The organism is Sulfitobacter geojensis (genome assembly GCF_000622325.1).
GTDB classification, from domain to species: Bacteria; Pseudomonadota; Alphaproteobacteria; order Rhodobacterales; family Rhodobacteraceae; genus Sulfitobacter; species Sulfitobacter geojensis.
Window position 1 is genome coordinate 3519263 of sequence record NZ_JASE01000005.1, and the last position, 26390, is coordinate 3545652.

Consider the following 26390-nt stretch of genomic DNA (forward strand, 5'->3'; position numbering starts at 1 on the left):
CCCAAGACAAGCCATGAGAACCCAAGACATGAACCGCGACTGGATTTCCACCGCACAGACGCTGTCACAGGCCCTGCCCTATCTTCAACGCTACGCCGACGCCACAGTTGTCATCAAACTGGGCGGTCACGCCATGGGCAGCGACGAAGCGATGGATGAATTTGCCCGCGACGTCGCCCTGATGCGGCAGGTCGGTGTGAACCCTGTTGTCGTCCATGGCGGCGGACCGATGATCAACGACATGCTGGGCCGGTTGAATATCAAATCCGACTTCAAGAATGGCAAGCGTGTGACAGATGCCGCAACCATGGAAGTGGTCGAAATGGTGCTGTCCGGTCTGGTAAATTCCCGAATCGTACAGGCGATTTCCGAACAGGGTGGCCGCGCGGTTGGCCTGTCGGGTAAGGATTCCGGCCTGATCATTTGTGAACCCGAAGATCCCGAATTGGGACTTGTAGGCAAGCCGGTCAAAATTGATCCCCGTATCCTGCGTGATCTGGCGGAAAAGGACATCATCCCCGTCATTGCCCCTCTTGGCATGGGCACGGATGGCGAAACCTTTAATATCAACGGCGATACCGCTGCCGGGGCCATCGCCGCTGCGCTACAGGCCGACCGGTTGTTGTTGTTGACCGATGTGGCCGGCGTCAAAAATGCCGAGGGCGATGTGTTGACCGAACTGTCTGCTTCGCAAATCGACGCAATGATTGCCGATGGCAGTATTGCCGGCGGTATGATTCCCAAGACGCAGACCGCGCTTGATGCATTGGCCGGTGGCGTGCGGGCTGCGGTTATTCTGGACGGGCGCGCGCCCAATGCCTGTCTGCTAGAGTTGTTCACCGAACATGGTGCAGGCAGCATCATCCGGCGCGGATGAACTTTGCGGCCCTTGAACAGACCGCCAAGGCCCGCCACCTGACAGTGCTTGGTGGCTTCCACCCAGAAACGACCGACAACACGCCTGAGGGCTGCAAGACACTGGTGTTACTGGGACCGGACGAACCGGTATTCTGGCCCGCCTTCACGCGCTCCCCTGAATGGCAAGACGGCGCACCTGATCCTATGGACCGCTGGTCGACACGCGTCATCACAGATTTGGCCGCCGGGTTGAACGCGCAACCGCTCTACCCGTTTGGCGGTGCCCCTTTTCAGCCGTTCTATTCCTGGGCGTTGCGCACGGGGCGTATTCACGCGTCACCGGTGCAATTTCTGGTACACGATCAAGCGGGGCTGTTCGTGTCCTTTCGCGGCGCTTTGGCGCTTTATGATCACATTGAGTTGCCGCCGGCACCGCCGCCGCCCTGTGCGCGCTGCATCTCGCAACCGTGCAAGACCGCATGCCAGTCAGGCGCCTTGACCCCCGCAGGGTATGACGTGCCGCTGTGTAAGTCGTTTTTGGGCACACCCGAGGGCGCAGAAAACCTTGCGACCGGATGCAATGTGCGCAGGGCGTGCCCTGTGTCACAGAAGTTTGGCCGTTTGCCGGCACAATCCGCCTATCACATGCGCCAGTTCAAAGGAGCCTGAGAATGAAACGTCTGATCCTGATGCGCCATGCCAAATCCGATTGGTCCGGTGGCCCCGCCAATGACCATGACCGCCCGCTGAATCCGCGCGGGCGCAAGGCAGCGGCAGCATTGGGCGGATGGTTGTCGAGCCATGAAATTGTCCCGGACCAAGTGCTGAGCAGTACATCGGCACGCACCACCGAAACGCTCAAGCGGTTGAACCTGCCCCCCGAAATCGACACACAGTTTCTGCGCACGCTCTACCTCGCACCCGCAGAGGTGATCCTAAACGCCTTGCAGGAGGCAAAGGGTGATTGTGTTTTGATGATCGGCCATAACCCCGGCATCGGCATGACGGCCGAAGCAATACTGGAATCACTGCCCGCGCATCCCAAATTCACGGCCTATCCCAGCGGCGCAACACTGGTGGCAGACTTCGACATCGCGGACTGGTCACAGGCGGACTGGGGAAACGCAAACGCGCGACACTTTACAGTGCCGCGCGATCTTTAATGCCGTAGGGCGGGGTTCACCCCGCCACAGGTTCAGTGGCCCAGAATCTGGCTCAGGAACAACTGCGTCCGTGGGGACTGCGGGTTGTTAAAGAACTCTTCGGGTTCGTTCTGCTCCACGATCTGACCTTCATCCATAAAGATAACGCGGTTCGCGACCTGACGGGCAAAACCCATTTCGTGCGTCACGCAAAGCATCGTCATGCCTTCTTCGGCAAGCTCGATCATCGTGTCCAGAACCTCTTTGATCATCTCGGGGTCCAGCGCCGATGTTGGTTCGTCGAATAACATGATCCGCGGCTTCATGCACAAAGACCGCGCAATCGCCACACGCTGCTGCTGACCACCTGACAACTGGCCGGGGAACTTGTTCGCCTGATCGGGGATCTTCACCTTTTCAAGGTAATGCATCGCCACTTCTTCGGCTTCTTTCTTGGGCGTTTTACGCACCCAGATCGGGGCCAATGTCAGGTTCTCAAGGATTGTCAGATGTGGGAACAGGTTGAAGTGCTGGAAACACATGCCAACCTCGGACCGGATCTTGTCGATGTTTTTAAGGTCCGAGGACAACAGCGTGCCATCCACGGTAATGGACCCTTTCTGGTGTTCTTCCAGCGCGTTGATACAGCGGATCAGCGTCGATTTCCCCGACCCCGACGGCCCGCAAATCACGATGCGCTCGCCCTGATACACTGTCAGGTCAATATCACGCAGCACGTGGAAGGAACCGTACCATTTGTTCATGTTCTGGATCGAAATCGCGACTTCGTCCGACACTTTCATCTTTGCAGCTTCGGCCATTTTCAGCCTCCTTTTAATGCGTTGTCGCTTTGCGCTCTAGGCGCAGCTTAACGGTGATCTGTCGCAAGGCGGCGTTCCAGCCACTGCGAATATTGTGAGATGCCGTAGCAAACGACAAAGAAAACAGCACAAGCAAACAGGAACAATTCCCAGTACAGGCCCGCCCAGTCGGTCGAGGCAAGGATCGGTCCACGGATCATGCCGATGATGTCGAACATCGAAATAACCGAAACCAGCGTGGTATCTTTGAACAGGCCCACCGCGATGTTCACGATCCCCGGGATGGAAATCTTGAGCGCTTGCGGCAGGATGATCAGGCGCATCGCCTGTGCATAATCCAGCCCCAGTGAATCCGCCGCCTCGTATTGACCCTTTGGCAGGGCCGCAAGACCGCCGCGGATCACCTCGGCAATATAGGCCGACGAGAACATCGTGATCATAATCACAACGCGGATGAACAAATCGACCGTGCGTTCCGGCGGGAAGAAGTAGGACAACATCACGCTTGCCACAAACAGCAGGGTGATCAGTGGCACACCGCGAATGAACTCGATGAAGATCACACAAAGGTATTTGATCAGCGGCATCGAGGACTGCCGCCCCAATGCGAGTACGATGCCCAAAGGCAGGGAAAGCGATACGCAGGTCACCCCCAGCATCATGTTCAGCATGTAGCCGCCCAAATCACGTGAAGGCACGGCCGACAGGAATGTCTCTTCCGGTGTCAGGGCGGGCACGATAAAGCCCGCGATCCACCACGTGACCATCGCCGCCGCGATGCCACCGAAAAATCCGATTGCAAAGCTGCGCGTGACAAAACGTGCGTAGACGAAATAGCCGACAACGAAACCGATCATGGCAAAGATAGGTGCCCAGATGGTGCCGCCCCAGATCAACCAGAAGGCAACGAACGGAAACAAGGCGGTGACGATCAACAGCTTGCGCGGCAAATCAAAGAACAGTACGGGCGCTATCGCTACCAGCATCAAAACAAACGCCAACGTAGGCCGCCAGTATTCATCCGCCGGATAGCTGTATCCAAAAATCAGCTGGTCCCAGCGATCGGCAAGCACAGCGAAACATGCACCTTTTGTACCGGCAAGGATTTCACGGCATTCCGACAGGCTGCCGGCATTCCAGACGCCGTTCACAATCCACGGCACAGTGGCCGACAGGATCAGATAGATGGCGAAAAGCGCAATCAGCGTCAGGGCACCGTTTGCAGGCGTGGCAAACAGATTGTCACGACCCCATTTCAACGGACCCGCCTCTGTCAACGGGGGGGCCGATTGCGGAATGGTCTCGGTACGGACAAAGGCAACGGAGTGTGAATGTGTGTCTGACATCTCAGCGCTCCTTCAGTTTCATGGCGTTGTTATAGATGTTCATGCCGGTCGAAATCAGCAGCGAGATGATGAGATAGAAGGCCATCAACAACAGAACGCATTCAATCGCACGTCCGGTTTGGTTCAATGTAATGCCACCCAGCGTTGCTGTGATGTCAGCGTAACCCACAACAATCGCCAAAGACGAGTTTTTGGTGATGTTGAGGTATTGCGAGATCAGCGGCGGGATGATCACCCGCAGGGCTTGGGGCAGAACGACAAGGCTCATCGTGCGACCGGGGCGTAGGCCCAATGCTGATGCCGCTTCGGTCTGGCCCTTTGACACTGCCTGAATGCCGGCACGGACGTTTTCCGCGATAAAAGCACCGGTATAGATCGACAAGGCAAACCACAGCGCGATCAGCGGCGCACCGATTTGCAACCCGCCACGCAGGTTGAACCGGTTGGCAAGCGGATCAGGCATATCCCACGACAGGCCAAGGATGAACAAAAGAACCGCCACCGGCACAATCCAGATGGCAATATTGGTATATAGCGTATTGGGGCGCACACCGGTTTCGGCCTGTTTCGCATTGGCATTCGCCGTCACGAAACGCGTCGCGAAAAAGGAGGCGACAAGCACCCCGATGACCAGCAACCAGTTCAACCCGCTGCCCTCTTCCCCACCGAAGCCGCTGGTAAAGAAAGGCGCCGGCACGTAGATGCCGCGGTTGGTAAAGGCAAAGAGACCAGCCAGCAATTCGCGCTCCGGCTCTGCACCCAAGTACAGTTTCGGGCCGGGCATCACGGCGGTCATGATTGTGAAAATGATGATGATCCAGATCAACACGGGGATGTTGCGAAAGATCTCAACGTAAAAGGCCATCAGTTTGCTGACCAGCCAGTTGTTCGACAAACGCAGAACACCGGCGATCACACCGAATACCGTCGCTGTGATACACCCCAGAACCGCCACCAAAAGCGTGTTCAGGATACCGACCATCGCCGCCCGCAAGTTGCTGGACTGGCTGTTATAATCGATCAGCGTCTGGTTAAGGTCATATCCGGCAGGCGTTCCCAAGAACGCATAGGAAATGTTAAGCCCCGCAATGCGCAGGTTTTCCGCCAGATTTGAATAAAGTTGGAAGATGGCCAACGCCAGCACGATGGCCGCGATGGCCTGCAACGTTAGCGACCGATACCGCGAATCATTCAGCAGCATAGATAGCCGGAATGTACCCCCTTGAGGGTCAGTGGTTGTCGACATCAGAAATTTCCCCGTAAACCTTGGCCGTTGATTTTTATCAGCGCGTTAAACGCGCCCGTGCCAAGTGTGTTTGTTGGTCGTCCAAGCAAAATGCGCAGAGGGCGTGGAATGTTCCACGCCCTCTGGCAGTTGTATTTAACGGAAAGGAGGGCTGTAAAGCAGGCCGCCGTCTGTCCACTGTGCGTTCAGGCCACGGGCCAGACCGATTGGTGTGTCTTCGCCGATGTTCTTGGCAAAGATTTCACCATAGTTGCCCTGTGTTTCGATTGCGCGCTTGGCCCAATCTGCGTCCAGACCCAGCATTTCGCCCAATGTCCCTTCGCTGCCCAACAGGCGCGCGATTTCAGGGTTGGTTGTGCTTGATGTCATTTCGGACACGTTGGCAGAGGAAACGCCCAGCTCTTCAGCTGTGATCAGTGCGTTCAATGTCCAGCGGACAATGTCGCCCCATTCGTTGTCGCCGTGGCGAACCAGCGGGCCGAGTGGCTCTTTCGAGATGATTTCCGGCAGCAACGTGTGCTCGCCCGGGTTCTCGAATGTGGCACGTGTTGACGCCAGACCGGATGCGTCTGTCGTGTATGTGTCACATGCGCCAGCAAGGTACTGCTGTGTGCCTTCGGCGTTTGTTTCGATTGGCACCGGCTCATAGCTGATGTTGTTGGCACGGAAGAAATCCGCGAGGTTCAGCTCGGTTGTTGTACCGGTCTGGATACAAACGGTCGCGCCGTCCAGATCCTTGGCCGATGAAACGCCCAGTTCTTTTGGAACCATGAAGCCTTGGCCGTCATAGTAGTTTACGCCAACGAAATCGAACTTGAGGTCGACATCGCGGGACAGGGTCCACGTGGTGTTACGGGCCAGCATGTCGATTTCGCCGGACGCCAGCGCGGTAAAGCGTGTTTTACCGGTTGTCGGAACGAATTCTACAGCTGTTGCGTCACCCAGAACGGCGGCGGCAACCGCGCGGCATACCGCAACGTCAAAGCCTTTCCATTCGCCATTGGCATCTGGTGCCGCGAAACCGGCCAGACCGGTTGTTACACCACAGTTCAGCTTGCCGCGTGCTTTTACGTCGTCAAGTGTCCCTGCAGCAGCAGCGCCAGCTGCCAGAGCGGCGACTGTCATTGCGCCGAAAAGTACAGATTTATTCATTGTTACCTCTTCCTGATAATCCGCCACGTTGATGGGCGGTTGAACCGGTGTGTGTAAGCACCGGAGGCGATACATCACGGATCTCTCCGGTCAGTGGCCAGTACTGTGCTCGGATTCCAGTTTGAACGTCAAGGGAGTCTGCCAGAAAATCAGGCAATAACCGCCCTCTACCCAAGGTAAAGTATGATCAGGAGGCACTGCGCCTGTCACGCGGCGCGACAAAGCGTGAACATGGTGTTTGCGTGCAGGAAACTTGCTTTTTTGATCGCGGCCATTTCTTCGGCTTCATCGTCCACGCCCCATTGTTCCGCCTGCCAGATCTCATCCAGACGCGACAAATCCCACAGCGCTTCCACATCCCGCGCCTGCCGAGCTGCCGCAAATCCAAGGATCAACGACCCCGAAAGACTGACCAGATCATGGAACGCAGCGAGTTCAAAAGCGGACAGCGCATGTGTTTGCTGCCTGAGCACGGCTAGGACGGCGGCGTCTTGCGGTTGGTGCATCACCCCTGTGCGCAACGCAAGCGTCACGCCAAAGGCCTGCTGCGCCCATTCCAGCATCGGATCCCAAAGTGCGGCCTGCCGCGCAACCAGCTCTGCCGGCCGGTCCGCACGATAACACAGCAGATCACTATCGCCGTAATCCGCCAGCATGTCGGCAACTTCGGCGTGTTGCCCCACAACCTTATCAAGGGCGGCATTGGCCGTCTTGGTCGCGGGCATCAAATGCGGCTTGATCTCCCCCTCCTGCGCGTCCCATTCCGCGGCAACCACCGCCGCCATCGCCTGTGTCGGCAGAATCAGGCTGCGTTTCGCGGGGGTCTTGACGGGACGGCCATCAAGCCTGACCTCAAACCCCTCTTCGGCTTGTTCGACAGTCGCTTCTTTCCAGAACCGTTTGGCTTTCCAGTCACTCATGCAGATACCTTCCACATCTCGTTCAGCACAGGGCGCAACCCTGCGAAGTCATCAATCAAGACGGACGCGGCGCTCAGCCGTTCACGCCCGTGATACCCCCAACCCACACCAATACCGCGCACGCCCGCCGCTGCCGCCATATCCATGTCAAAGCTGGTATCCCCAATCATCACAGTATCGCGCGCCTCGACGCCGGCATCTGACATCGCTTGCAAAATCATCGACGGATGCGGTTTGGAGGGATGAAAATCAGCAACCTGCTGGGTCACAAACAGCCCCTCAAGCCCGTGGCCTTCGATCAGTTTATCAAGCCCGCGCTTGGACTTGCCCGTGGCGACACCCAACAAGATGTCCGGTTCTGACTGCAAACCGTGCAAGACGTCCAAGGCACCGGGATAAAGCGGCGATGACTGCTTTACCCCTGCTTGCGCGCGCATTTCCATATAGGCGTTTTTGTAAGCCTCGCACATTTTGGCGTGGCCCTGTGCGGACATCTGCGGCATCAACAGTGGAAAGATCACATCAAGCGACAGACCGACAACGCCCAGTATCTCGGCACGCGGCGGCACCGGTTCATCCACCGCCGCATAGGCCAGCGTCATCGCCGCAACGATGTCGCTTTGACTATCGACCAACGTGCCGTCGACATCAAAAATGACCAACCGCAGCGGCGTGCTCATTGCAAGCTCTCGAAAGGATCATCCGACGCCAGATCTTCGGTCCAGCCGAAGGTGTCAAAGGAATGCGCGATGTGATCCGGCAGCTCTGCCGTGACGGTCAACACCTTGCGTGTGTGCGGATGCATAAACGTCATCGACCGTGCATGCAGATGCAGCTTTTTGCTGATCATCCCGCCCAGTTGCGCGCCCCAGCCGTCGCCCATGTTTTCCTGACCGGAACCGCCATATTTGCCATCGCCAACGATGGGATGCCCGATCTCGGCCATGTGTGCGCGCAGCTGATGGGTCCGCCCCGTCACCGGCTCAAGCGCCACCCAAGACGCCCGCGATCCGACGCGGTACAGCGTTGCATAAAGCGTATGCGCCCGCTTCGCGCCCGGTGTATCGTCGATGTCACGCGGATGGACGGCGATCATCTTTTCACCTTCGCCGCTTTTGCCGTGGCCGCCTGCCTTGACCAGACCGTATTTGATTTCGCCCAAATAGGGTGTCGGCACGCCAGCGACGATGGCCCAATAAATCTTGCGGGTTTCGCGGTGCCGCATTGCCGCGGTCAGCGCTTTGGCCGCCATACGCGTACGTGCCAACAGCAAGACACCGGATGTATCGCGGTCCAACCGGTGCACCAGCCGCGGCTTTTCTTCCATGTCAAACATCAACGCTTCGGACAGGGCATCCACATGCCGGTCGGCCTGCCCCGACCCACCCTGCACGGCCAAGCCCGGCGGCTTGTTCAGCGCGATTACGTGATCATCGCGGTAGATCACACAAGAGCGGATCATCTTGGCATCCGCATCCGTTACCCGCGTGCGTTTTGGTGGCGGCGGGGCCTTTTCATCGGGCAGCGGCGGAATGCGAATTTCCTGCCCCACTTCGATACGGGTCGATCCCTTGACCCGCCCGCCATTTACACGGATGTCACCTTTGCGGCACATCTTTTCGATGCGCCCTTGCGAAATCAACGGAAACTCCCGTTTGAACCAGCGGTCCAACCGTTGATCGCCATCACCTTCTTGAACCACAAGCATTTGAACCCGGCTCATATCAATACCCCTCGCGCGAGCCACAGCCCCGCCATCAACGCCGCGATGGACAGTCCCACCGACAGCGCTACATAAATCGCGGCCGCGCCAAATGCGCCCCGCTCCATCAACGTGACCGTCTCAAGCGAAAACGCCGAGAAAGTCGTAAAGCCACCCAATATCCCCGTCATGACGAACGGGCTAAGATGCGTCAGACCACGATGCGCGGCGACAACTACAAAGACCCCCATCAGAAACGACCCGATCACATTGACCGTGATGATCGCCACCGGAAACTCCGCAGGTCCGGTCAGGCGCAGCACAGCCACCCCCGACAAAAACCGGAGCGCGGCACCAAGAGCACCGCCAAACGCAACAAGAAGCATCGTTGAAAACATGGGCGGTCTGTCCGCCTTTGTGGCGCATTTGTCAAGCTGGGTGGCGTTTTACGCCTGGTCGTCCCGCTTGGCCCGCAGCTTGGTGAAATACTCCAAACGCTTTTTCAACTCGCGTTCAAAGCCGCGCTCGACCGGTGCATAAAGCACTGGTCGTTTCATCGTCTCGGGGAAATAATCCTGCCCCGAAAACCCGTCTTCGGCGTCATGGTCATAGGCATAGCCCGCGCCATACCCCTGTTCTTTCATCATCTTGGTGGGCGCATTCAGGATATGCTTGGGCGGCAATTCCGAACCGGTTTGTTTGGCCGCCTTGCGCGCGCCTTTATAGGCCACATATGTCGCGTTCGACTTGGGCGCGAGCGCCAGATAGGTCACCGCCTGCGCCAGTGCCAATTCCCCCTCGGGCGATCCCAAACGCTCATAGGTTTCCCAGGACTGCAAACAGACCGCTTGCGCCTGCGGGTCCGCCAATCCGATATCTTCTACCGCCATGCGGGTGATCCGCCGTGCCAGAAAACGCGGGTCTTCGCCGCCCTCCAGCATCCGTGCGAACCAGTACAGCGCCGCATCAGGGTCCGAGCCGCGCACAGATTTATGTAGCGCCGAAATTAGATTGTAATGCGAATCGCCGCCCTTGTCGTATTGCGCCGCCCGCCGCATCAACCGCTGGCCAAGTGCCGTGGTATCCAGTTTCTGGTCGCTCTTCCATGCGGCCACCTGCTCGATCAGGTTCAACAAGGCGCGTCCGTCACCATCGGCCATTTCCAACAGCGCCTCGCGCGCCGGCCCATCCAATGGCAGCGCCCTGCCCAATTCCTGCTCCGCCCGCTGCGCCATCAATTCCAGCTCCGCCAATGACAGGCGTTCCAAAACCAGAACCTGCGCGCGGCTCATCACAGCGGCGTTCAACTCAAAACTGGGGTTCTCGGTCGTGGCCCCCACCAACAGGATCGTACCGTCCTCCATATGTGGCAGGAACCCATCCTGTTGCGCCTTGTTGAAACGATGTATTTCGTCCACGAACAGCAGCGTGCCCTGCCCGTTCTGCCGCCTGATTTTTGCCGCTTCGAACACTTTGCGCAATTCCGGCACGCCAGAGAAAATTGCGCTGATCTGTACAAAATGCAGATCGGTTTCATCCGCCAGCAACCGCGCAATCGTGGTCTTGCCAACACCGGGCGGGCCCCAGAATATCAGCGACGTCAAACTCCCTGCCGCCAACATCACCGTCAATGGTGCATCCGGCCCCAGCACCTTTTGCTGTCCGATCACCTCGTCAATCGACTTGGGGCGCAACCGGTCCGCCAACGGGCGCGGGGCGCTATCCGGCACCGCAGCGCCGCTATTAAATAAATCTGCCATACCAAACATATGCGCGGCCCGTTTAGACAGCGCAACACCCCCGCTTCATCTTGGCCATAAACTCAAATCCGACGCGACAAACAAAAAGCCCCGCCAAATGGCAGGGCTTCCCATTCGCAAAATGCGAAAATTCTTATTCTGCAGCTTCTTCCGCTGCATTGCGGGCCTTGTCGCCAGCGCCTTTTGCGTCGCGATCACGGTCCACAAATTCGATGATCGCCATCGGGGCCATGTCACCATACCGAAAGCCGGCCTTCAGAACGCGCACATAACCACCCTGACGGTCCTTGTAGCGTGGCCCAAGAATATCAAACAGTTTCGCAACATACTGGTCTTGCTTCAGCTTGCTTGCGGCCTGACGACGCGCGTGCAGGTCACCGCGTTTTGCCAATGTGATCATCTTTTCGATGATTGGCTTCAGTTCTTTTGCTTTAGGCAAAGTTGTTTTGATTTGCTCATGTTCGATGAGCGAGCCTGCCATGTTCGACCAAAGCGCCTTGCGGTGCTCATGTGTGCGGTTAAGGCGGCGGTATCCACGTGCGTGGCGCATGTTGTAGTCTCCTAAATGTGCCCTCTACGGGCTGTTTTACTTTGTCTGACCGGCGATGCGTGTCACCGATTCTCCTTGGGCCTTTCGGCCGGGGTCGTAGGGCGGGGTTCACCCCGCCGCACAATTCTTAAAAGTTGTCTTCGAACTTCTTCGCCAGATCTTCGATGTTGTCCGGTGGCCAGTCCTCAACGTCCATGCCAAGGTGCAGACCCATGCCCGACAGCACTTCCTTGATCTCGTTCAAGGACTTGCGGCCGAAGTTCGGCGTGCGCAGCATTTCGGCTTCGGTCTTCTGGATCAGATCGCCGATGTAAACGATGTTGTCGTTCTTCAGGCAGTTTGCCGAACGTACAGACAATTCCAACTCATCCACTTTCTTCAGCAGAAGCGGGTTGAATTCCAGACCGTCATCTTCATCCGCGCGGGACGCTGATTCAGGCTCGTCAAAGTTCACGAAGATGCCCAGCTGGTCCTGCAGGATGCGTGCGGCAAATGCCACCGCGTCATCCGGCGTGATGGAACCGTCGGTTTCAACCTTCATCGTCAGCTTGTCATAATCCAGCACCTGACCTTCGCGGGTCGGCTGCACGTCATAAGAAACCTTTTTGACCGGTGAATAGATCGCATCAATCGGGATCAAACCAATCGGTGCATCTTCCGGCTTGTTTTTCTCGGCAGAAACATAGCCCTTACCGGTGTTCACGGTCAGCTCCATGTACACGTCTGCACCATCATCAAGGTGGCAAATCACGTGGTCACGGTTCAAAATCTCAATGCCCGCAGACTCGGAAATATCGCCTGCAGTCACAACGCCCGGACCCTTCGCAGAAATCGAAAGACGCTTTGGCCCTTCGACTTCCATACGGATCGAAACACCTTTGAGGTTCAAAATAATGTCGGTCACGTCTTCACGTACACCGGCAACCGATGAAAACTCGTGCAAAACATTGTCAATTTGTACGGATGTGATCGCAGCACCCTGCAACGATGACATCAAAACGCGGCGCAGCGCGTTGCCCATGGTCAAACCAAAGCCGCGCTCAAGCGGTTCTGCCATCACAGTGGCCTGACGCGCAGGGTCATTGCCCGGCTTGACGTCCAGCTGTGCGGGTTTGATCAATTCAGCCCAATTTTTGTGGATCATATGTCCCTCCATCCTTGTATCTGCCGCATGTCCGATCGGCAGTTACGCTCGAGGTTTCAAAAAAGCGGTATGGGGCCTGCATGTTGCCACGCAGACCCCGTAGATTTGTGTCGCTTAAACGCGGCGGCGTTTCGGCGGGCGACAGCCGTTGTGGGCCATCGGTGTCACGTCGCGAATTGACGTGATGTTGAAACCTGCTGCGGCCAACGCACGAAGCGCTGATTCACGGCCGGAACCGGGGCCCTGCACTTCAACTTCCAGCGTCTTAACGCCGTGCTCTTGTGCTTTGCGGCCTACATCTTCTGCAGCCATTTGGGCGGCATAAGGTGTAGACTTACGAGAGCCTTTAAAACCCATTGTACCGGCAGAGGACCATGCGATTGCATTGCCCTGAACGTCGGAAATCAGGATTTTTGTGTTGTTGAAGCTGGAGTTTACGTGTGCAACCCCTGCGGCAATGTTCTTGGAGACCTTACGCTTGGTCTTGCGTGCATCGCGTGCCATCTAATCAGTCTCCCTTATTTCTTCTTACCGGCAATGGCCTTTGCAGGGCCTTTGCGCGTGCGAGCGTTGGTGTGTGTGCGCTGTCCACGGACAGGCAGGTTACGACGGTGACGCAGGCCACGGTAGCAACCCAGATCCATCAGACGCTTGATGTTCATCTGCGTATCGCGACGCAGGTCACCTTCGACGGTGTAGTTTTCGTCGATGTGCTCGCGGATTTTCAGGATTTCAGCGTCGGACAACTCGTTGATACGGCGCGAACGCTCGATGCCAACAGATTCGCAGATAGCTTCTGCGGAAGAGTTACCGATACCGGTGATATATGTGAGGGCGATTGGAACCCGCTTTGCAGTCGGGAGGTTTACGCCGGCAATACGTGCCACGTGTGCAATTCCTTTTCGTTGCGGGTCCGTGGTACCAGACCCTTTTTTCACAACATAAGCCCGAGGCGATTACGGCCGTCGGGCTAAAGCTGATCAGGTGATCATGCGGGTGGGTGCGACCCAAACCGCAAATTGATTCTCTTGCGAGATAGCGCTGATTAAGTGGTTTTCGATGGGGCGTCAACCCGAGGTCGAGACACCCGCGACGGGGCTGGTGTCTTTGGACGAAACGGGCCGGACCTGTTCAAAAGTCCGGCACCCTTTTCACGCGTCAAGAACGGCCGCGATAGACGTCTGTACCGCATTGATTTCAGCCAGACCGTCAACTTGTTTCAGCATGCCCTTGGCATAATAATAGCCGATCAACGGCGAGGTCTGCTTGTAATAGGCCATCAGCCGGATTTTCAAGCTTTCTTCATTGTCGTCTGCGCGTACCAGTTGTCCGGCCTTGCGGGCATCCTCGGCGCGGCCAACGATGCGATCCACCAGAACCTCGTCATTCACCCGCAGCTCGATCACATGATCGATGCTTTGCCCGGTTTCGGACATCAGCTGATCCAACGCATCCGCCTGTTCCAGCGTGCGCGGGAAACCGTCAAAGATAAAGCCACCCTTGTTCTCGCCAGACAGCTTTTCACGGATCAGCCCAATAACGATCTCGTCAGTTACCAGATCACCGCGCGCCATTACATCAGCAACCATGTTGCCCATCTCGGTCCCCGAGGTCTTGGCCTCACGCAACATGTCACCGGTACTCAGCTGGACCATATCGCGCGTTTCGACCAGATGGCCCGCTTGTGTACCTTTGCCCGCGCCTGGGGGTCCAAGAAGGATAATATTCATCGACGTATCGGGCTCCGTTTTTTGCGTTGACCTTTACCTTTACCGCGCAGGTTGGATTTTTCAAGCAGACCTTCATACTGATGGGCCAATAGATGGCTCTGAACCTGTTGAATTGTATCCATAGTTACCGACACGACGATCAACACAGACGTACCGCCAAAGTAGAACGGGATCGCAAATTGACCGCGCAGGATTTCAGGGAAAACACAGACCAGCGCCAGATAGCCCGAACCAAGCACCAGCAGGCGGTTGACCACATATTCCAGATACTCTGCCGTCTTCTTACCCGGACGGATGCCCGGCACAAAACCGTTCTGGTTCTTAAGGTTATCGGCGACTTCGTCCGGCTTAAAGCTGACGTTGAACGTATAGAAATAGGTGAAAAAGACGATCATCGCGATGAAGAACAAAAGATATAGCGGCTGACCGGGGCCGAAGTTCGCCAACAGAACCGACATGATCGGCCCCGTCGAATTCCCCGAAAAGGTGCTGATCGTGATCGGCAACAACAACAGGGAGGAGGCAAAGATCGCGGGAATAACGCCTGCGGGGTTAACCTTGACCGGCAGGTGCGACGATCCGCCGTCATACATTTTCATGCCAACCTGACGGCGCGGGTACTGAATGTGGATCTTGCGCAGGGCGCGTTCCATAAACACCACAAACATGATCGTCAAAACCACCATGACCAACACGCCCACAATCACCGCGGGGCTGATCGCGCCGGAACGGCCTGAGGCAAAGAACTGCGCTATCGCGGCAGGCACCTCGGCGATGATACCGACGAAAATGATCAACGAAATACCGTTGCCGATGCCGCGTGCGGTGATCTGTTCACCCAGCCACATCAGGAACATGGTGCCGCCCACCAATGTAATCATACAGGCAATGCGGAAATACAGACCCGGATCAGCGGCAATATCGCCGGCTTCCAATGATACGGCCAAACCGTAAGACTGCAAAATCGCCAGCGTTACCGTACCATAGCGCGTGTACTGGTTCAGCTTCTTGCGCCCCTGCTCGCCTTCTTTCTTCAGCTGCTCCCAAGGGCCGTACATCGATCCCAGCAGCTGCACGATGATCGAAGCCGAAATATACGGCATGATACCAAGCGCAAAGATACCCATCCGCCCCAGCGCGCCGCCGGTAAACATGCTGACCATCCCGCCGATGCCCTGACCGGCCTGATCCATAAAGTCACGCAATGCGCCACCGTCGATGCCCGGAACGGGAATGAACGTGCCCAAGCGATAGACAATCAACAAGCCCAACGTGAACAGGATGCGGTTTCGAAGGTCCGTGGCCTTGCCCAACGCAGCCCAGCTGGTGTTGGCGGCCATGTTCTCGACGGCTGATACCATTTTGCGATCTCTTTTCGTGGTTATGCAAACGCCGCCCGGCTGTTTTCCAGCGGGCGGCGTTTGGGAAAACTTAGGTGAGTATGTAAGCGGGACACGGCCCGCTCACAAGCCTTAAGGCCGTCTTACTCTGCCGCTGCTTCAGCTTTTGCAGTCAGGGTTACTTTGCCGCCTGCTTTTTCCACCGCTTCGATGGCGGATTTGGACGCGCCTGCGACGTGCAGGTCCAGCTTGGCAGTGGTTTCGCCTTTGGCCAGCAAACGAATGCCGTCCAGCTCGCGACGCACCAGACCGGATGCGATCAGCGCGGCCGCATCAATTGGCTTTTTCACGTCAAGCTTTTTGGCGTCTACGAACTTCTGGATCAGACCAAGGTTCACAACAGCGTAGGATTTGCGGTTCGGCTTGTTAAAGCCGCGCTTTGGCAAGCGCTGGAACAGGGGCATCTGGCCACCTTCGTAGCCATTGATTGCCACACCCGAACGGGATTTTTGACCTTTGATACCACGGCCACCCATTTTACCGGTGCCGGAACCCGGACCACGGCCAACGCGCTTGCGCTTCTTGGTTGCACCCGGGTTGTCAGAAAGTTCATTCAACTTAAACATTGTCGCTTCTCCTTTTGCCGGAAATGCCCCCCAGCGACGGGAAGTGGGCAGACGCGGCGTTTCAAATATGGTGGCCGGAATCGGGGCCACCGGGGGCGTATAAACGCAAGCCCCCAGCGCATCAAGTCTGAAACTATACCAACTCAAATCCCATAATTAGTGGCAATGGAGAGGCTTTGACCCCGCATGACAACATTGGCCGGCTGGAGACGACTTTCTGCACCCCCCACTGTGAGATGGTCGTTCAATTGGGTTTAATTGGACAATTCTATGTATAGCCTGATCGGCACTCAGCAAATTTGGGGTCGAGGACGCGGCAAATACAGCCGTAGTTAGAATAAGAAAACGCATTTAAAATTCCTTCGTTGATCATCTTAACGAAGTATTAACCTTTCCTAACCCTCTGTCGAATATGGATATTGTCCACCAACTGTAGGCAAACGAAAACGCCCCGCAGTTTCCTGCGAGGCGCTCTATCCAAGGCGGGATCAACCCCGCCTTAAGGCTGTCTGTAGGGCGGGGTTATCCCCGCCGATACGTTAGCCTTTTTCTTCGACAATCTCGACCATGTGGCTGATCTTGTTGATCATGCCGCGCACGGAAGGTGTGTCTTCCAGCTCGCGCGTACGGTGCATCTTGTTCAGGCCCAGACCAACGAGTGTGGCCTTTTGCTTTGCGGGGCGACGGATCGGGGAACCGATCTGCTTGATGACAATCGTTTTCGCCATGACTTAGGCTCCTTCTACAACGGGGGCTTGCTCACCGTCTACGCGGGGCGCATCGGTGGTCTTTGGCAGGATGTCAGCAACCTTTTTGCCACGACGCTGTGCAACGGAGCGCGGGGAAGATTCCTTGCGCAGACCGTCCATGGTGGCGCGGATCATGTTGTACGGGTTTTGCGAACCGATGGATTTGGACACAACGTCCTTCACACCCAGCATTTCGAATACGGCACGCATTGGACCACCGGCGATGATACCGGTACCTTCTGGTGCTGTGCGCATAACCACTTTACCGGCGCCGTGACGGCCTTCCATATCGTGGTGCAGCGTGCGGCCTTCGCGCAGCTGAACGCGGATCATCTGGCGCTTGGCCTGCTCGGTGGCCTTGCGGATCGCCTCAGGCACCTCTTTGGCTTTACCTTTGCCGAAACCCACGCGACCTTTCTGGTCACCAACTACGACGAGTGCTGCAAAACCAAAGCGCTTACCGCCTTTAACAGTTTTGGACACACGGTTGATCGCGACAAGGCGATCCTGGAATTCTGGGGTCTCGTCGCGGTTATTGCGGCGGTTGCCTCCACGGTTGTCGTCTCTGGCCATTGTGGCCTCCTTGCTTGCGGGCGTGTGCCCTATTGGTTCAATCCTGGTGGGCCTTGACCCCCGGATCATCGAGAGGGCCGGCGTGGCCCTCTTCGCTTTGTCAGGTTGGCGGGATCAACCCCGCCCTACGGATGAAATGCGGGGCGGGGTTTCCCCCGCCGCCACCATTAAATCTTGAGACCGCCTTCGCGGGCCGCTTCTGCAAGTGCTTTTACCTTGCCGTGGAACAGAAAACCGCCACGGTCAAAATATGCTTCCTCAACACCGGCTTTCTTGGCGCGCTCGGCAATAACCGTGCCCACTTTGGTGGCCGCTTCGAGGTTGTTCTTGCCAACAAAACCAAGGTCTTTTTCGAGCGTCGATGCGGAGGCGACTGTTACGCCATTCACGTCGTCGATCAACTGAACCATGATGTTCTTGTTTGAACGGTGCACGGACAGGCGCATACGGCCCCGGTTCGCGCGGCGAAGTTTGTTCCGAACGCGCATGCGGCGTTTGATGAACAGTTGTCTTTTGCTGTTTGCCATCTGTGCGTTCCTTACTTCTTCTTGCCTTCTTTGCGGAAGACGAATTCACCCTTATAGCGGATGCCTTTGCCCTTATAGGGCTCGGGCTTGCGCCATGCGCGGATGTTCGCAGCGACTTGACCAACAAGCTGTTCGTCAATGCCTTCCACAACGATTTCGGTCTGCTTTGGCGCGGTTACGGTGACACCCTCAGGTGGCGTGTAATCGACGTCATGCGACAGGCCGAGGTTCAGTTTCAGCGTGTTGCCAGTCATCGCGGCACGATAACCAACACCTTGGATTTCAAGCTCTTTCTTGAAACCTTCGGTAACGCCTGTGACCAGGTTCGCAACCATTGTGCGGCTCATGCCCCACTGCTGGCGTGCGCGCTTGGACTTGCCACGTGGGATCACGGAAACCGCGTTGTCTTCGACTTTCAGATCAACATCATCTGTTGCTTTGAAAGTACGGACACCCTTGGGGCCTTTTACTTCGATGGACTGACCGGACACAGTGGCGGTAACACCACTTGGCAAATCAACCGCTTTTTTACCAATACGAGACATCTTGCGCTCCTTAGAATACGGTGCAGAGCACTTCGCCGCCGATATTCTGGCTGCGTGCATTTGCGTCCGACATCACACCTTTGGAGGTGGAGACAATCGACACACCCAGACCCTGACGGACCTGTGGAATGTCATTCGAGCCCATATAGACGCGGCGACCGGGCTTGGAGACCCGCTTCAACTCGCGAATAACAGGTTCGCCCTCGTAGTACTTCAAGCTGATCTCAATGGCAGGGTGGCCGTCGGCGCCTGTCATCGTCTCATAGCCGCGGATGTAACCTTCGTCCGCGAGCACGTCCAACACCCAGACGCGCAGCTTTGAAGCTGGTGTCATGACTGTGGATTTGCCGCGCATCTGGCTGTTGCGGATGCGTGTCAGCATGTCTGCGATAGGATCGTTCATAATGTGCGCTCCTTACCAGCTCGACTTGACCATGCCGGGGATCTGGCCGGAAGAGCCGAGATCACGCAGCGCGATACGCGAGATTTTCAGTTTACGATAATAAGCGTGCGGACGGCCGGTCAGCTGGCAACGGTTGTGCAGACGCACAGCAGAAGAGTTGCGCGGCAGTTTCGCCAGCTTCAGGGAGGCGCGGAAACGCTCTTCCATCGGCTTTTCTTGGTCGCTTACGATTGCTTTCAATTCGGCACGCTTTGCGGCGTACTTCTTGACCAGTGCTTCACGCTTTTTCTCGCGTGCGATCATGGATTTCTTAGCCATATCTAGATCCTTCCCGCGCTTACTGAGCGAACGGCATGTTGAACGCTGTCAACAATGCTTTTGCTTCTGCGTCGGTTTTCGCCGTTGTGGCGATGACGATGTCCATACCCCAGTTTTCGTCGATTTTATCAAAATCGATTTCCGGGAACACGAGGTGCTCTTTGAGACCCATGGCATAGTTGCCACGACCGTCAAAGGATTTGCCGTTGATGCCGCGGAAGTCGCGGATACGAGGCATTGCAATCGTGATCAGACGATCCATGAATTCATACATACGTGCGCCGCGCAGGGTCACTTTCGCGCCCATTGGCATTTCTTCACGTACGCGGAAACCCGCGATCGACTTTTTGGCGATTGTCGTCATAGCTTTCTGGCCGGCGATCAGCGTCAGGTCTTCCTGCGCGGATTTGGCTTTCTTGCTGTCACGCACGGCGGCTGCGCCACAACCGATGTTCAACACGACTTTATCAAGGCGCGGGATCATCATGTCGTTTTTATAGCCGAATTCTTCTTTCATCTTGGCGCGGATTTCATCGCGGTAGACGGACAGAAGGCGGGGTGTGTATTCTGCGTTATCAAGCATCGATCACATCTCCCGTGGTTTTGGCAAAGCGCACTTTCTTGTCGCCTTCGATTTTGAAACCAACGCGTGTTGCTTTGCCATTGGCATCAACAAGTGCGAGGTTGGACAGGTCGATTGGCATCGCCTTGGGGATGCGACCGCCCTGATTTTCCTGAGACTGGCGCGTGGCGCGGATAGAGATGTTGATCCCTTCCACAACAGCCTTGCCGGACTTTGGATCAACAGACGTGATATCGCCCGTCTTGCCTTTGTCCTTGCCAGCCAACACGATGACCTTGTCACCTTTGCGAAGTTTAGCAGCCATTACAGCACCTCCGGCGCAAGCGAGATGATTTTCATGAAGTTCTTGCCGCGCAGTTCGCGAACAACCGGTCCAAAGATACGTGTACCTACGGGCTCGTTGTTGTTGTTCAGGATGACTGCAGCATTGCGGTCAAAACGGATGGCTGTGCCATCGTCGCGACGTACTTCTTTGGCGGTGCGAACAACGACGGCCTTACGGACGTCGCCCTTTTTCACACGACCGCGAGGGATGGCTTCCTTGACCGACACGACAATAATGTCGCCGACGGATGCGTATTTACGCTTGGAACCACCCAGGACCTTGATGCACTGAACACGGCGAGCGCCGCTGTTGTCAGCTACATCCAGGTTGGTCTGCATCTGGATCATTTGGTTTCTCCCGACCTTTGGGGCGCGATGCGTGCGTTATCCCCGAGGTTTCGATTAAGTTGTTGGTCCTGTCCGCTTACGCAGTCAAAACTTCCCAACGCTTGGTTTTGGAACGTGGTGGACATTCAATGATGCGGACAGAATCGCCGACCTTGAATGTGTTGTTCTCATCGTGGGCCCGGTACTTTTTGGACTTACGGATGGTCTTCTTCAGAACCGGATGGGTAAAGCGGCGCTCTACGGAAACGGTAACTGTCTGGGCGTTGGCATCCGATGTTACGGTGCCTGTCAGGATACGCTTGGGCATTCGTTAGGCTCCTTCGGTTGCTGCTGCGGCAGCTTTTTGGTTCAACACAGTGTGGACACGCGCCACGTCACGCTTGACCGTGCGCAGACGCGCAGGGTTTTCCAGCTGGCCAGTGGCTTGCTGGAAACGCAGGTTAAAAGCTTCTTTTTTCAGGTTCACAAGCTCGTCGCGGAGCTGGTCCGGCGTCTTGTCATGCAGTTCTTTGGCAATCATGTGCCATCTCCTTTTCAACATCACCAGCAGGCCGCACATGCGTCACCCCGATTCTGGTGGAGTCTGTTCCGAAGTGCGCCGTATAGGAGGGATCAGGATAGGGCGCAACCCCTTTACCACAGGAGTCTTGTGGCAGTGGCATGTGCCGCACCGGTTTCGTGCAAACTCTGCCTCGTCACTGCTTGATCACTGGGGTAAACATGCCCCAACATCACGCAGCGCGGAGTCATCCTATGTCTGAAAAAGTCGCCCTTGTCACGGGTGCCGCACGCGGCATCGGCCTTGCCACCACCAAATTGCTGATCGAGGACGGCTGGCGTGTCGCCATGATCGACCGTGACGCGGACGAACTTTCGCTTGCGTCCAAAGGCATCAATGGGGCCAGCCCGTTTGTGCATGACGTGTCACAGCCCGACGATGTGGACGCGATGATCGATGCCGTTCACGCCAGCTTTGGCCGCATTGACGCAGTGGTCAATAACGCAGGTGTCGCGGATTTCGGTCCGATTGAGGAAACCGATTTCGCACGCTGGCGGCGGGTAATGGACACCAACCTAGATGGTGTTTTCCTTGTCTCACAGGCCGCGATCCCGGCCCTGAAAGAAACCAAAGGGGCGCTTGTTAACATCGCCTCTATTTCCGGCCTGCGCGCCTCAACGCTGCGGGTCGCTTATGGCACGTCCAAGGCCGCGGTGATTCAGCTGACCAAACAACAGGCCGCTGAGCTGGGCGAATACGGCATCCGCGCCAATTGCGTCTGCCCCGGCCCCGTGCGCACCAAGCTGGCGATGGCCGTTCATACGCAAGATATCATCGACGCCTATCACGACGCGATCCCGCTGAACCGCTACGGATCGGAACGCGAGATTGCCGAAGTCATCACCTTTCTTTGTTCCGACAAAGCCAGCTATGTCACGGGCCAGGTCATCGCAGCAGATGGCGGGTTTGACAGCACCGGCGTCGGCCTTCCCGCATTACGGAGCTAAACCATGAGCAACATCAAATCCCTCTTCGCCACCCGCCTCTATCACGCGCAGTTGTCTGAACGCGGCCGACCGATCAATCCCGATGAACTGGAGGATTCCTGCATCGCCATCGCGAATGACGATGAAGCGGGGCAAGACTGGTGCGAGGAAAACGGTTATGCCGGCTATACTTCTTATGCGTCTTTGGACGACCTGCCCTACCGGTTTCCAATTTTCAAAGACCTGAAAAAGGTGCTGGATAAACACGTCAAAGCCTTCGCCAAGGATCTGGCCTTTGATCTTGGCGCGCGTAAGCTGAAACTCGACAGCCTGTGGATCAACATCCTGCCCGAGGGCGGCATCCACACCGCACACATCCACCCGCATTCCGTGATCTCTGGCACGACCTATGTGACCATGCCCGAAGGGGCGAGCGCCATCAAATTCGAAGACCCGCGTCTGGCGATGATGATGGCCTCGCCGGGGCGGGTGAAGGATGCGCCAGAGGATTTGCGGCAGTTCATCTATGTGGCACCCGAGGTGGGTGACGTCCTGCTTTGGGAAAGCTGGCTGCGCCATGAGGTGCCGATGAACATGGTTGAGGAAGATCGGGTATCCGTATCGTTTAATTATGGGTGGGGAAGTTGAGCGGCGACAGCGATCTGCGACACACGCCTCTGGCAGAACTTTCTGTCGAAACGGGCGTCCGCCCTGGCAAGCCTGATTTGGGCACCGTTCAACCCGGTGCCCGCCGCGCCGGACTTCATCTGGCAGCAATCCACCGCCACTACCTTGGTGACCTCGCGCGTATCGCAGAGGTGCTGCAACGCGTGAAAGCGGGCGATGCTCCGCCTGCCGAGCTTGCGCACATCGTACTTGATACGGATATGGCCCAGAACTTGCGGGCCGTTGGAACGATCTGTGGTCAGGAATGTGGCGTTCTCAAAATGCACCACGACATTGAAGAGCAATCTATCTTTCCCCCGCTACACGCGCGCGGAACACCGCAGATCAAGGCGATTGTCGACAGGCTGCAAGCCGAACATCTTGTGGTTCACGAGATCCTCGAACGTTTGGCTGCGGCGGCGGACACCCTTTCAGCTACGCCAAGCACAGAAAACTTCGAACTTGCGACCGAGATCTTTGACAGGCTTCTCTCTGTCGTGCGGTCCCATTTTCACTACGAAGAGACCACGCTGGAAGAAGCGTTAGGCGTCTTTGGTGTGAACATCTGAATAGGCCTTTAGTTAAGCGACAATAGAAAAAGCCCCCGCTGATCACTCAGCGGGGGCTCTTTATCTCACCGGTGTCGCAACGGGCATTCCTAAGGGAATACCCTGCCTCCGGCGCGCCAGACCCCGCCAAAGCGGGGTCGACGGTTTTACCAGTCTTCGCGTACCACGACCCGTGTCTTGATCGGCAGCTTCATCGCTGCCAGACGCAGGGCTTCGCGTGCGATATCGTCGTTCACGCCGTCGATTTCGAACATGACGCGGCCTGGTTTGACCTTACATGCCCAAAAGTCCACGGAACCTTTACCTTTACCCATACGAACTTCGACAGGCTTTGAGGTAACAGGCACATCTGGAAAAATACGGATCCAGACACGGCCTTGACGCTTCATGTGACGCGTCATGGCACGACGTGCAGCTTCGATTTGACGTGCGGTAACCCGCTCAGGTTCAATCGCCTTAAGACCATAGGTGCCGAAGTTCAGGTCAGACCCACCCTTCGCCAGACCTTTGATCGAGCCTTTGAACTGCTTGCGGAATTTCGTCCGTTTTGGCTGTAGCATCTATCTACTCCTTAACGCCGGCCGCCTGCACCGCGAGGTGCTGGGCCGTCTTGAAGTTCCTGTAACTTACGATCATGCGCGGAGGGATCATGTTCCATGATCTCACCTTTGAAGATCCACGTCTTGATGCCGATGATACCATAGGCTGTGGAGGCTTCAACGTGGGCATAATCGATGTCGGCGCGCAATGTGTGCAATGGGACGCGACCCTCACGGTACCATTCGGTACGCGCGATTTCTGCGCCACCCAGACGGCCGGCAAGGTTACAACGGATGCCCAAGGCACCCATACGCATGGCGTTCTGAACCGCACGCTTCATGGCGCGACGGAAAGAAACCCGGCGCTCCAACTGCTGTGCAATGCTTTCACCAACAAGGGCTGCGTCCAGCTCTGGCTTGCGCACTTCAACGATGTTGAGGTGTACTTCAGAGGCGGTCAGGTTCGCCAGCTTCTTGCGCAGACCTTCGATGTCTGCACCTTTCTTGCCGATGATGACACCCGGGCGCGCTGTGTGGATCGTAACGCGGCACTTTTTGTGCGGACGCTCGATGATCACACGGGCGATACCGGCCTGCGCGCATTCTTTCTTAATGAACGCACGGATCGCCAGATCTTCCAGCAACAGATCACCATAGTCCTTGGTGTCGGCATACCAGCGGCTGTCCCAGGTGCGGTTGACCTGCAGACGCATGCCGATCGGGTTTACTTTGTTACCCATTATGCTTGCTCCTCAACTTGACGCACGACGATGGTGACTTCGGCAAATGGCTTCATGATCTTGCCGAAACGGCCACGCGCACGTGGACGACCACGCTTGAGTGTCATGTTTTTACCGACATAGGCCTCGGAAACGATCAGCTCGTCGACATCAAGGTTGTGGTTGTTCTCGGCATTGGCAATCGCGGACTGAAGGCATTTCTTCACGTCCTGTGCGATACGCTTTTTGGAGAAAGTCAGATCGGTCAACGCCCGCTCGACTTTCTTGCCGCGGATCAGACCGGCAACAAGGTTCAACTTCTGCGGCGACGTTTTCAACATGCGCAGTTTTGCACGTGCTTCATTGTCTGCCACGCGGCGGGGATTTTTATCCTTGCTCATGGCTTATTTCCGCTTCGCTTTTTTGTCTGCTGCGTGACCGTAATAGGTGCGAGTTGGCGAATATTCACCGAACTTCTGACCGATCATGTCTTCAGAGACGTTTACTGGGATGTGCTTGCGACCGTTATAGACACCGAATGTCAGGCCAACAAACTGAGGCAGGATCGTAGAACGGCGCGACCAGATCTTGATCACTTCGTTCCGACCGCTCTCGCGAGTCGCTTCGGCCTTTTTGAGGACATACGCGTCAACAAAAGGACCTTTCCATACTGAACGAGACATAAATTAGCGTCCCTTCTTCTTGGCGTGGCGCGATCTGATGATCAGATTGCTTGACGCTTTTTTCTTGTTCCGGGTTTTTGCACCCTTAGTCGGCTTGCCCCAAGGCGTAACCGGATGACGACCACCAGAGGTCCGGCCTTCACCACCACCGTGCGGGTGGTCGATCGGGTTCATAACGACACCACGTACAGAAGGACGGATGCCCTTGTGACGCATGCGGCCCGCTTTACCGTAGTTCTGGTTGGAGTTGTCGGGGTTGGACACGGCACCAACGGTGGCCATGCATTCCTGACGCACCAGACGCAGTTCGCCCGAAGACAAACGGATCTGGGCATACCCACCATCACGACCAACGAACTGGGCGTATGTACCGGCGGCACGTGCGATCTGGCCGCCCTTGCCTGGTTTCATTTCGATGTTGTGGATGATTGTACCGATGGGCATGCCGCTGAAGGGCATTGCGTTACCGGGCTTGATGTCGGCCTTGGCCGAGGCAATCACCTTGTCGCCGATTGCCAGACGCTGAGGGGCAAGAATATAGGCTTGCTCGCCATCTTCGTACTGGATCAGGGCAATAAATGCTGTCCGGTTCGGGTCATATTCGATCCGAGCCACAACCGCGGACATGTCCAGCTTGTTGCGCTTGAAATCGACGATACGGTAGAGGCGCTTTGCACCACCACCTTTGCGACGCATTGTGATCCGTCCGGTGTTGTTCCGTCCGCCGTTCTTCGTAAGACCCTCTGTGAGGGCCTTTACGGGGCGACCTTTCCAAAGCTCCGAACGGTCGATCAGTACCAGCCCACGCTGGCCCGGCGTCGTCGGTTTGTACGACTTGAGTGCCATGTTGTCTGTCTTCCGTTTAGCTGTGCGGCAGGGATGTTGCCCCGCCTGTGGTTATAGGGCCCCGAAGGTCCCCGATGGATTTGGTGCGGCGGGAAATCCCGCTTTACCGGTTTGCCGTAGCGCGGGATTGATCCCGACATGCGACAAAAGACAAGCCCCAGACGAATCTGGGGCCA

At 56.5% G+C, this 26390-nt stretch carries 38 protein-coding genes; 6 read left to right on the top strand and 32 right to left on the bottom strand.

Annotation, left to right across the window (positions count from 1 at the left end):
- Window positions 1-13: 13 nt before the first annotated feature.
- The 3 genes from argB to Z947_RS0119215 are packed head-to-tail and all read left to right on the top strand — an operon-like array spanning window position 14 to window position 2021.
- Window positions 14-877 (top strand): acetylglutamate kinase, encoded by an 864-nt coding sequence (gene argB, locus Z947_RS0119205; RefSeq protein ID WP_025045902.1) that lies wholly within the window; start codon window positions 14-16, stop codon window positions 875-877.
- The gene (locus Z947_RS0119210) at window positions 874-1527 is read left to right on the top strand and encodes a hypothetical protein (protein WP_025045903.1); all 654 of its coding nucleotides are present in this window, start codon (window positions 874-876) and stop codon (window positions 1525-1527) included. The genes argB and Z947_RS0119210 overlap by 4 nt, the downstream gene beginning before the upstream one ends.
- Before the next feature lie 2 nt (window positions 1528-1529).
- The gene (locus Z947_RS0119215) at window positions 1530-2021 is read left to right on the top strand and encodes a SixA phosphatase family protein (protein WP_025045904.1); all 492 of its coding nucleotides are present in this window, start codon (window positions 1530-1532) and stop codon (window positions 2019-2021) included.
- A gap of 32 nt (window positions 2022-2053) precedes the next feature.
- On the opposite strand, the gene Z947_RS0119220 is transcribed toward Z947_RS0119215, so the two are convergent.
- From Z947_RS0119220 to rpmC, 27 genes are all read right to left on the bottom strand, one after another.
- A complete protein-coding gene (locus Z947_RS0119220; protein WP_025045905.1) occupies window positions 2054-2821 on the bottom strand; it encodes an amino acid ABC transporter ATP-binding protein in 768 nt (255 codons plus the stop codon).
- A 47-nt stretch (window positions 2822-2868) separates the two neighbouring features.
- A complete protein-coding gene (locus Z947_RS0119225; protein WP_025045906.1) occupies window positions 2869-4167 on the bottom strand; it encodes an amino acid ABC transporter permease in 1299 nt (432 codons plus the stop codon).
- Window position 4168: 1 nt separating this feature from the next.
- On the bottom strand, window positions 4169-5413 hold the full coding sequence (locus Z947_RS0119230) for an amino acid ABC transporter permease (RefSeq protein WP_025045907.1): 1245 nt from the start codon (window positions 5411-5413) through the stop codon (window positions 4169-4171).
- A 135-nt stretch (window positions 5414-5548) separates the two neighbouring features.
- A complete protein-coding gene (locus Z947_RS0119235) occupies window positions 5549-6565 on the bottom strand; it encodes an amino acid ABC transporter substrate-binding protein (protein WP_025045908.1) in 1017 nt (338 codons plus the stop codon).
- A gap of 206 nt (window positions 6566-6771) precedes the next feature.
- A complete protein-coding gene (locus tag Z947_RS0119240; protein ID WP_025045909.1) occupies window positions 6772-7485 on the bottom strand; it encodes an ATP12 family chaperone protein in 714 nt (237 codons plus the stop codon).
- Window positions 7482-8165 carry an HAD-IA family hydrolase gene (locus Z947_RS0119245; protein WP_025045910.1) on the bottom strand — a complete coding sequence of 228 codons (684 nt, stop codon included), beginning with the start codon at window positions 8163-8165 and terminating at the stop codon, window positions 7482-7484. Before Z947_RS0119245 ends, Z947_RS0119240 begins: the two co-directional genes overlap by 4 nt.
- A complete protein-coding gene (locus Z947_RS0119250) occupies window positions 8162-9208 on the bottom strand; it encodes an RluA family pseudouridine synthase (protein ID WP_025045911.1) in 1047 nt (348 codons plus the stop codon). The genes Z947_RS0119245 and Z947_RS0119250 overlap by 4 nt, the downstream gene beginning before the upstream one ends.
- The gene (gene crcB / locus Z947_RS0119255) at window positions 9205-9585 is read right to left on the bottom strand and encodes a fluoride efflux transporter CrcB (RefSeq protein ID WP_025045912.1); all 381 of its coding nucleotides are present in this window, start codon (window positions 9583-9585) and stop codon (window positions 9205-9207) included. The genes Z947_RS0119250 and crcB overlap by 4 nt, the downstream gene beginning before the upstream one ends.
- 48 nt (window positions 9586-9633) lie before the next feature.
- Window positions 9634-10947, bottom strand: a complete 1314-nt coding sequence (locus Z947_RS0119260; protein WP_025045913.1) for a replication-associated recombination protein A — start codon at window positions 10945-10947, stop codon at window positions 9634-9636.
- Between the two features lie 133 nt (window positions 10948-11080).
- Window positions 11081-11497 (bottom strand): 50S ribosomal protein L17, encoded by a 417-nt coding sequence (rplQ, locus tag Z947_RS0119265; protein WP_025045914.1) that lies wholly within the window; start codon window positions 11495-11497, stop codon window positions 11081-11083.
- Window positions 11498-11624: 127 nt separating this feature from the next.
- A complete protein-coding gene (locus Z947_RS0119270) occupies window positions 11625-12641 on the bottom strand; it encodes a DNA-directed RNA polymerase subunit alpha (protein ID WP_025045915.1) in 1017 nt (338 codons plus the stop codon).
- A gap of 114 nt (window positions 12642-12755) precedes the next feature.
- Complete coding sequence (gene rpsK / locus Z947_RS0119275) at window positions 12756-13145, bottom strand: 30S ribosomal protein S11 (RefSeq protein ID WP_025045916.1); 390 nt, start codon at window positions 13143-13145, stop codon at window positions 12756-12758.
- Window positions 13146-13159: 14 nt separating this feature from the next.
- The gene (gene rpsM / locus Z947_RS0119280) at window positions 13160-13528 is read right to left on the bottom strand and encodes a 30S ribosomal protein S13 (RefSeq protein WP_025045917.1); all 369 of its coding nucleotides are present in this window, start codon (window positions 13526-13528) and stop codon (window positions 13160-13162) included.
- A 264-nt stretch (window positions 13529-13792) separates the two neighbouring features.
- Window positions 13793-14371, bottom strand: a complete 579-nt coding sequence (locus Z947_RS0119285; RefSeq protein ID WP_025045918.1) for an adenylate kinase — start codon at window positions 14369-14371, stop codon at window positions 13793-13795.
- A complete protein-coding gene (gene secY / locus Z947_RS0119290; RefSeq protein WP_025045919.1) occupies window positions 14368-15732 on the bottom strand; it encodes a preprotein translocase subunit SecY in 1365 nt (454 codons plus the stop codon). The genes Z947_RS0119285 and secY overlap by 4 nt, the downstream gene beginning before the upstream one ends.
- A gap of 122 nt (window positions 15733-15854) precedes the next feature.
- A complete protein-coding gene (gene rplO, locus Z947_RS0119295; protein WP_025045920.1) occupies window positions 15855-16337 on the bottom strand; it encodes a 50S ribosomal protein L15 in 483 nt (160 codons plus the stop codon).
- A 539-nt stretch (window positions 16338-16876) separates the two neighbouring features.
- On the bottom strand, window positions 16877-17065 hold the full coding sequence (rpmD, locus tag Z947_RS0119300) for a 50S ribosomal protein L30 (RefSeq protein WP_025045921.1): 189 nt from the start codon (window positions 17063-17065) through the stop codon (window positions 16877-16879).
- A gap of 3 nt (window positions 17066-17068) precedes the next feature.
- On the bottom strand, window positions 17069-17659 hold the full coding sequence (gene rpsE, locus Z947_RS0119305) for a 30S ribosomal protein S5 (protein ID WP_025045922.1): 591 nt from the start codon (window positions 17657-17659) through the stop codon (window positions 17069-17071).
- 167 nt (window positions 17660-17826) lie between these two features.
- Window positions 17827-18186 (bottom strand): 50S ribosomal protein L18, encoded by a 360-nt coding sequence (gene rplR, locus Z947_RS0119310; protein ID WP_025045923.1) that lies wholly within the window; start codon window positions 18184-18186, stop codon window positions 17827-17829.
- A gap of 11 nt (window positions 18187-18197) precedes the next feature.
- The gene (gene rplF, locus Z947_RS0119315; protein WP_025045924.1) at window positions 18198-18731 is read right to left on the bottom strand and encodes a 50S ribosomal protein L6; all 534 of its coding nucleotides are present in this window, start codon (window positions 18729-18731) and stop codon (window positions 18198-18200) included.
- A 10-nt stretch (window positions 18732-18741) separates the two neighbouring features.
- Window positions 18742-19134 (bottom strand): 30S ribosomal protein S8, encoded by a 393-nt coding sequence (gene rpsH / locus Z947_RS0119320; protein ID WP_037939032.1) that lies wholly within the window; start codon window positions 19132-19134, stop codon window positions 18742-18744.
- A 12-nt stretch (window positions 19135-19146) separates the two neighbouring features.
- Window positions 19147-19452 (bottom strand): 30S ribosomal protein S14, encoded by a 306-nt coding sequence (gene rpsN, locus Z947_RS0119325; RefSeq protein WP_025045926.1) that lies wholly within the window; start codon window positions 19450-19452, stop codon window positions 19147-19149.
- Window positions 19453-19471: 19 nt separating this feature from the next.
- Window positions 19472-20035: a 50S ribosomal protein L5 gene (rplE, locus tag Z947_RS0119330; RefSeq protein ID WP_025045927.1), complete on the bottom strand. Its 564-nt coding sequence runs from the start codon at window positions 20033-20035 to the stop codon at window positions 19472-19474.
- The gene (gene rplX, locus Z947_RS0119335) at window positions 20028-20339 is read right to left on the bottom strand and encodes a 50S ribosomal protein L24 (protein WP_025045928.1); all 312 of its coding nucleotides are present in this window, start codon (window positions 20337-20339) and stop codon (window positions 20028-20030) included. The genes rplE and rplX overlap by 8 nt, the downstream gene beginning before the upstream one ends.
- On the bottom strand, window positions 20339-20707 hold the full coding sequence (gene rplN / locus Z947_RS0119340) for a 50S ribosomal protein L14 (RefSeq protein ID WP_025045929.1): 369 nt from the start codon (window positions 20705-20707) through the stop codon (window positions 20339-20341). Before rplN ends, rplX begins: the two co-directional genes overlap by 1 nt.
- A 76-nt stretch (window positions 20708-20783) precedes the next feature.
- Window positions 20784-21014, bottom strand: coding sequence for a 30S ribosomal protein S17 (rpsQ, locus tag Z947_RS0119345; RefSeq protein WP_025045930.1), 231 nt, complete (start codon window positions 21012-21014; stop codon window positions 20784-20786).
- A gap of 3 nt (window positions 21015-21017) precedes the next feature.
- A complete protein-coding gene (gene rpmC / locus Z947_RS0119350; RefSeq protein ID WP_025045931.1) occupies window positions 21018-21227 on the bottom strand; it encodes a 50S ribosomal protein L29 in 210 nt (69 codons plus the stop codon).
- A gap of 233 nt (window positions 21228-21460) precedes the next feature.
- Between rpmC and Z947_RS0119355 the strand changes: the two genes are divergently transcribed.
- From Z947_RS0119355 to Z947_RS0119365, 3 genes are read left to right on the top strand one after another with little or no spacing between them, the layout of a single operon-like run.
- Window positions 21461-22213, top strand: a complete 753-nt coding sequence (locus Z947_RS0119355) for an SDR family NAD(P)-dependent oxidoreductase (RefSeq protein WP_025045932.1) — start codon at window positions 21461-21463, stop codon at window positions 22211-22213.
- Window positions 22214-22216: 3 nt separating this feature from the next.
- Window positions 22217-22840 (top strand): TIGR02466 family protein, encoded by a 624-nt coding sequence (locus tag Z947_RS0119360; RefSeq protein WP_025045933.1) that lies wholly within the window; start codon window positions 22217-22219, stop codon window positions 22838-22840.
- Window positions 22837-23427 (top strand): hemerythrin domain-containing protein, encoded by a 591-nt coding sequence (locus Z947_RS0119365; RefSeq protein ID WP_025045934.1) that lies wholly within the window; start codon window positions 22837-22839, stop codon window positions 23425-23427. The genes Z947_RS0119360 and Z947_RS0119365 overlap by 4 nt, the downstream gene beginning before the upstream one ends.
- Window positions 23428-23573: 146 nt before the next feature.
- On the opposite strand, the gene rplP is transcribed toward Z947_RS0119365, so the two are convergent.
- From rplP to rplB, 5 genes are read right to left on the bottom strand one after another with little or no spacing between them, the layout of a single operon-like run.
- Window positions 23574-23987, bottom strand: a complete 414-nt coding sequence (rplP, locus tag Z947_RS0119370; protein WP_025045935.1) for a 50S ribosomal protein L16 — start codon at window positions 23985-23987, stop codon at window positions 23574-23576.
- 11 nt (window positions 23988-23998) lie between these two features.
- Window positions 23999-24706, bottom strand: a complete 708-nt coding sequence (rpsC, locus tag Z947_RS0119375) for a 30S ribosomal protein S3 (RefSeq protein WP_025045936.1) — start codon at window positions 24704-24706, stop codon at window positions 23999-24001.
- On the bottom strand, window positions 24706-25086 hold the full coding sequence (rplV, locus tag Z947_RS0119380; protein WP_025045937.1) for a 50S ribosomal protein L22: 381 nt from the start codon (window positions 25084-25086) through the stop codon (window positions 24706-24708). The genes rpsC and rplV overlap by 1 nt, the downstream gene beginning before the upstream one ends.
- Window positions 25087-25089: 3 nt before the next feature.
- Window positions 25090-25368: a 30S ribosomal protein S19 gene (gene rpsS, locus Z947_RS0119385; protein WP_025045938.1), complete on the bottom strand. Its 279-nt coding sequence runs from the start codon at window positions 25366-25368 to the stop codon at window positions 25090-25092.
- Between the two features lie 3 nt (window positions 25369-25371).
- Window positions 25372-26214: a 50S ribosomal protein L2 gene (gene rplB, locus Z947_RS0119390; protein WP_025045939.1), complete on the bottom strand. Its 843-nt coding sequence runs from the start codon at window positions 26212-26214 to the stop codon at window positions 25372-25374.
- Window positions 26215-26390: the final 176 nt, after the last annotated feature.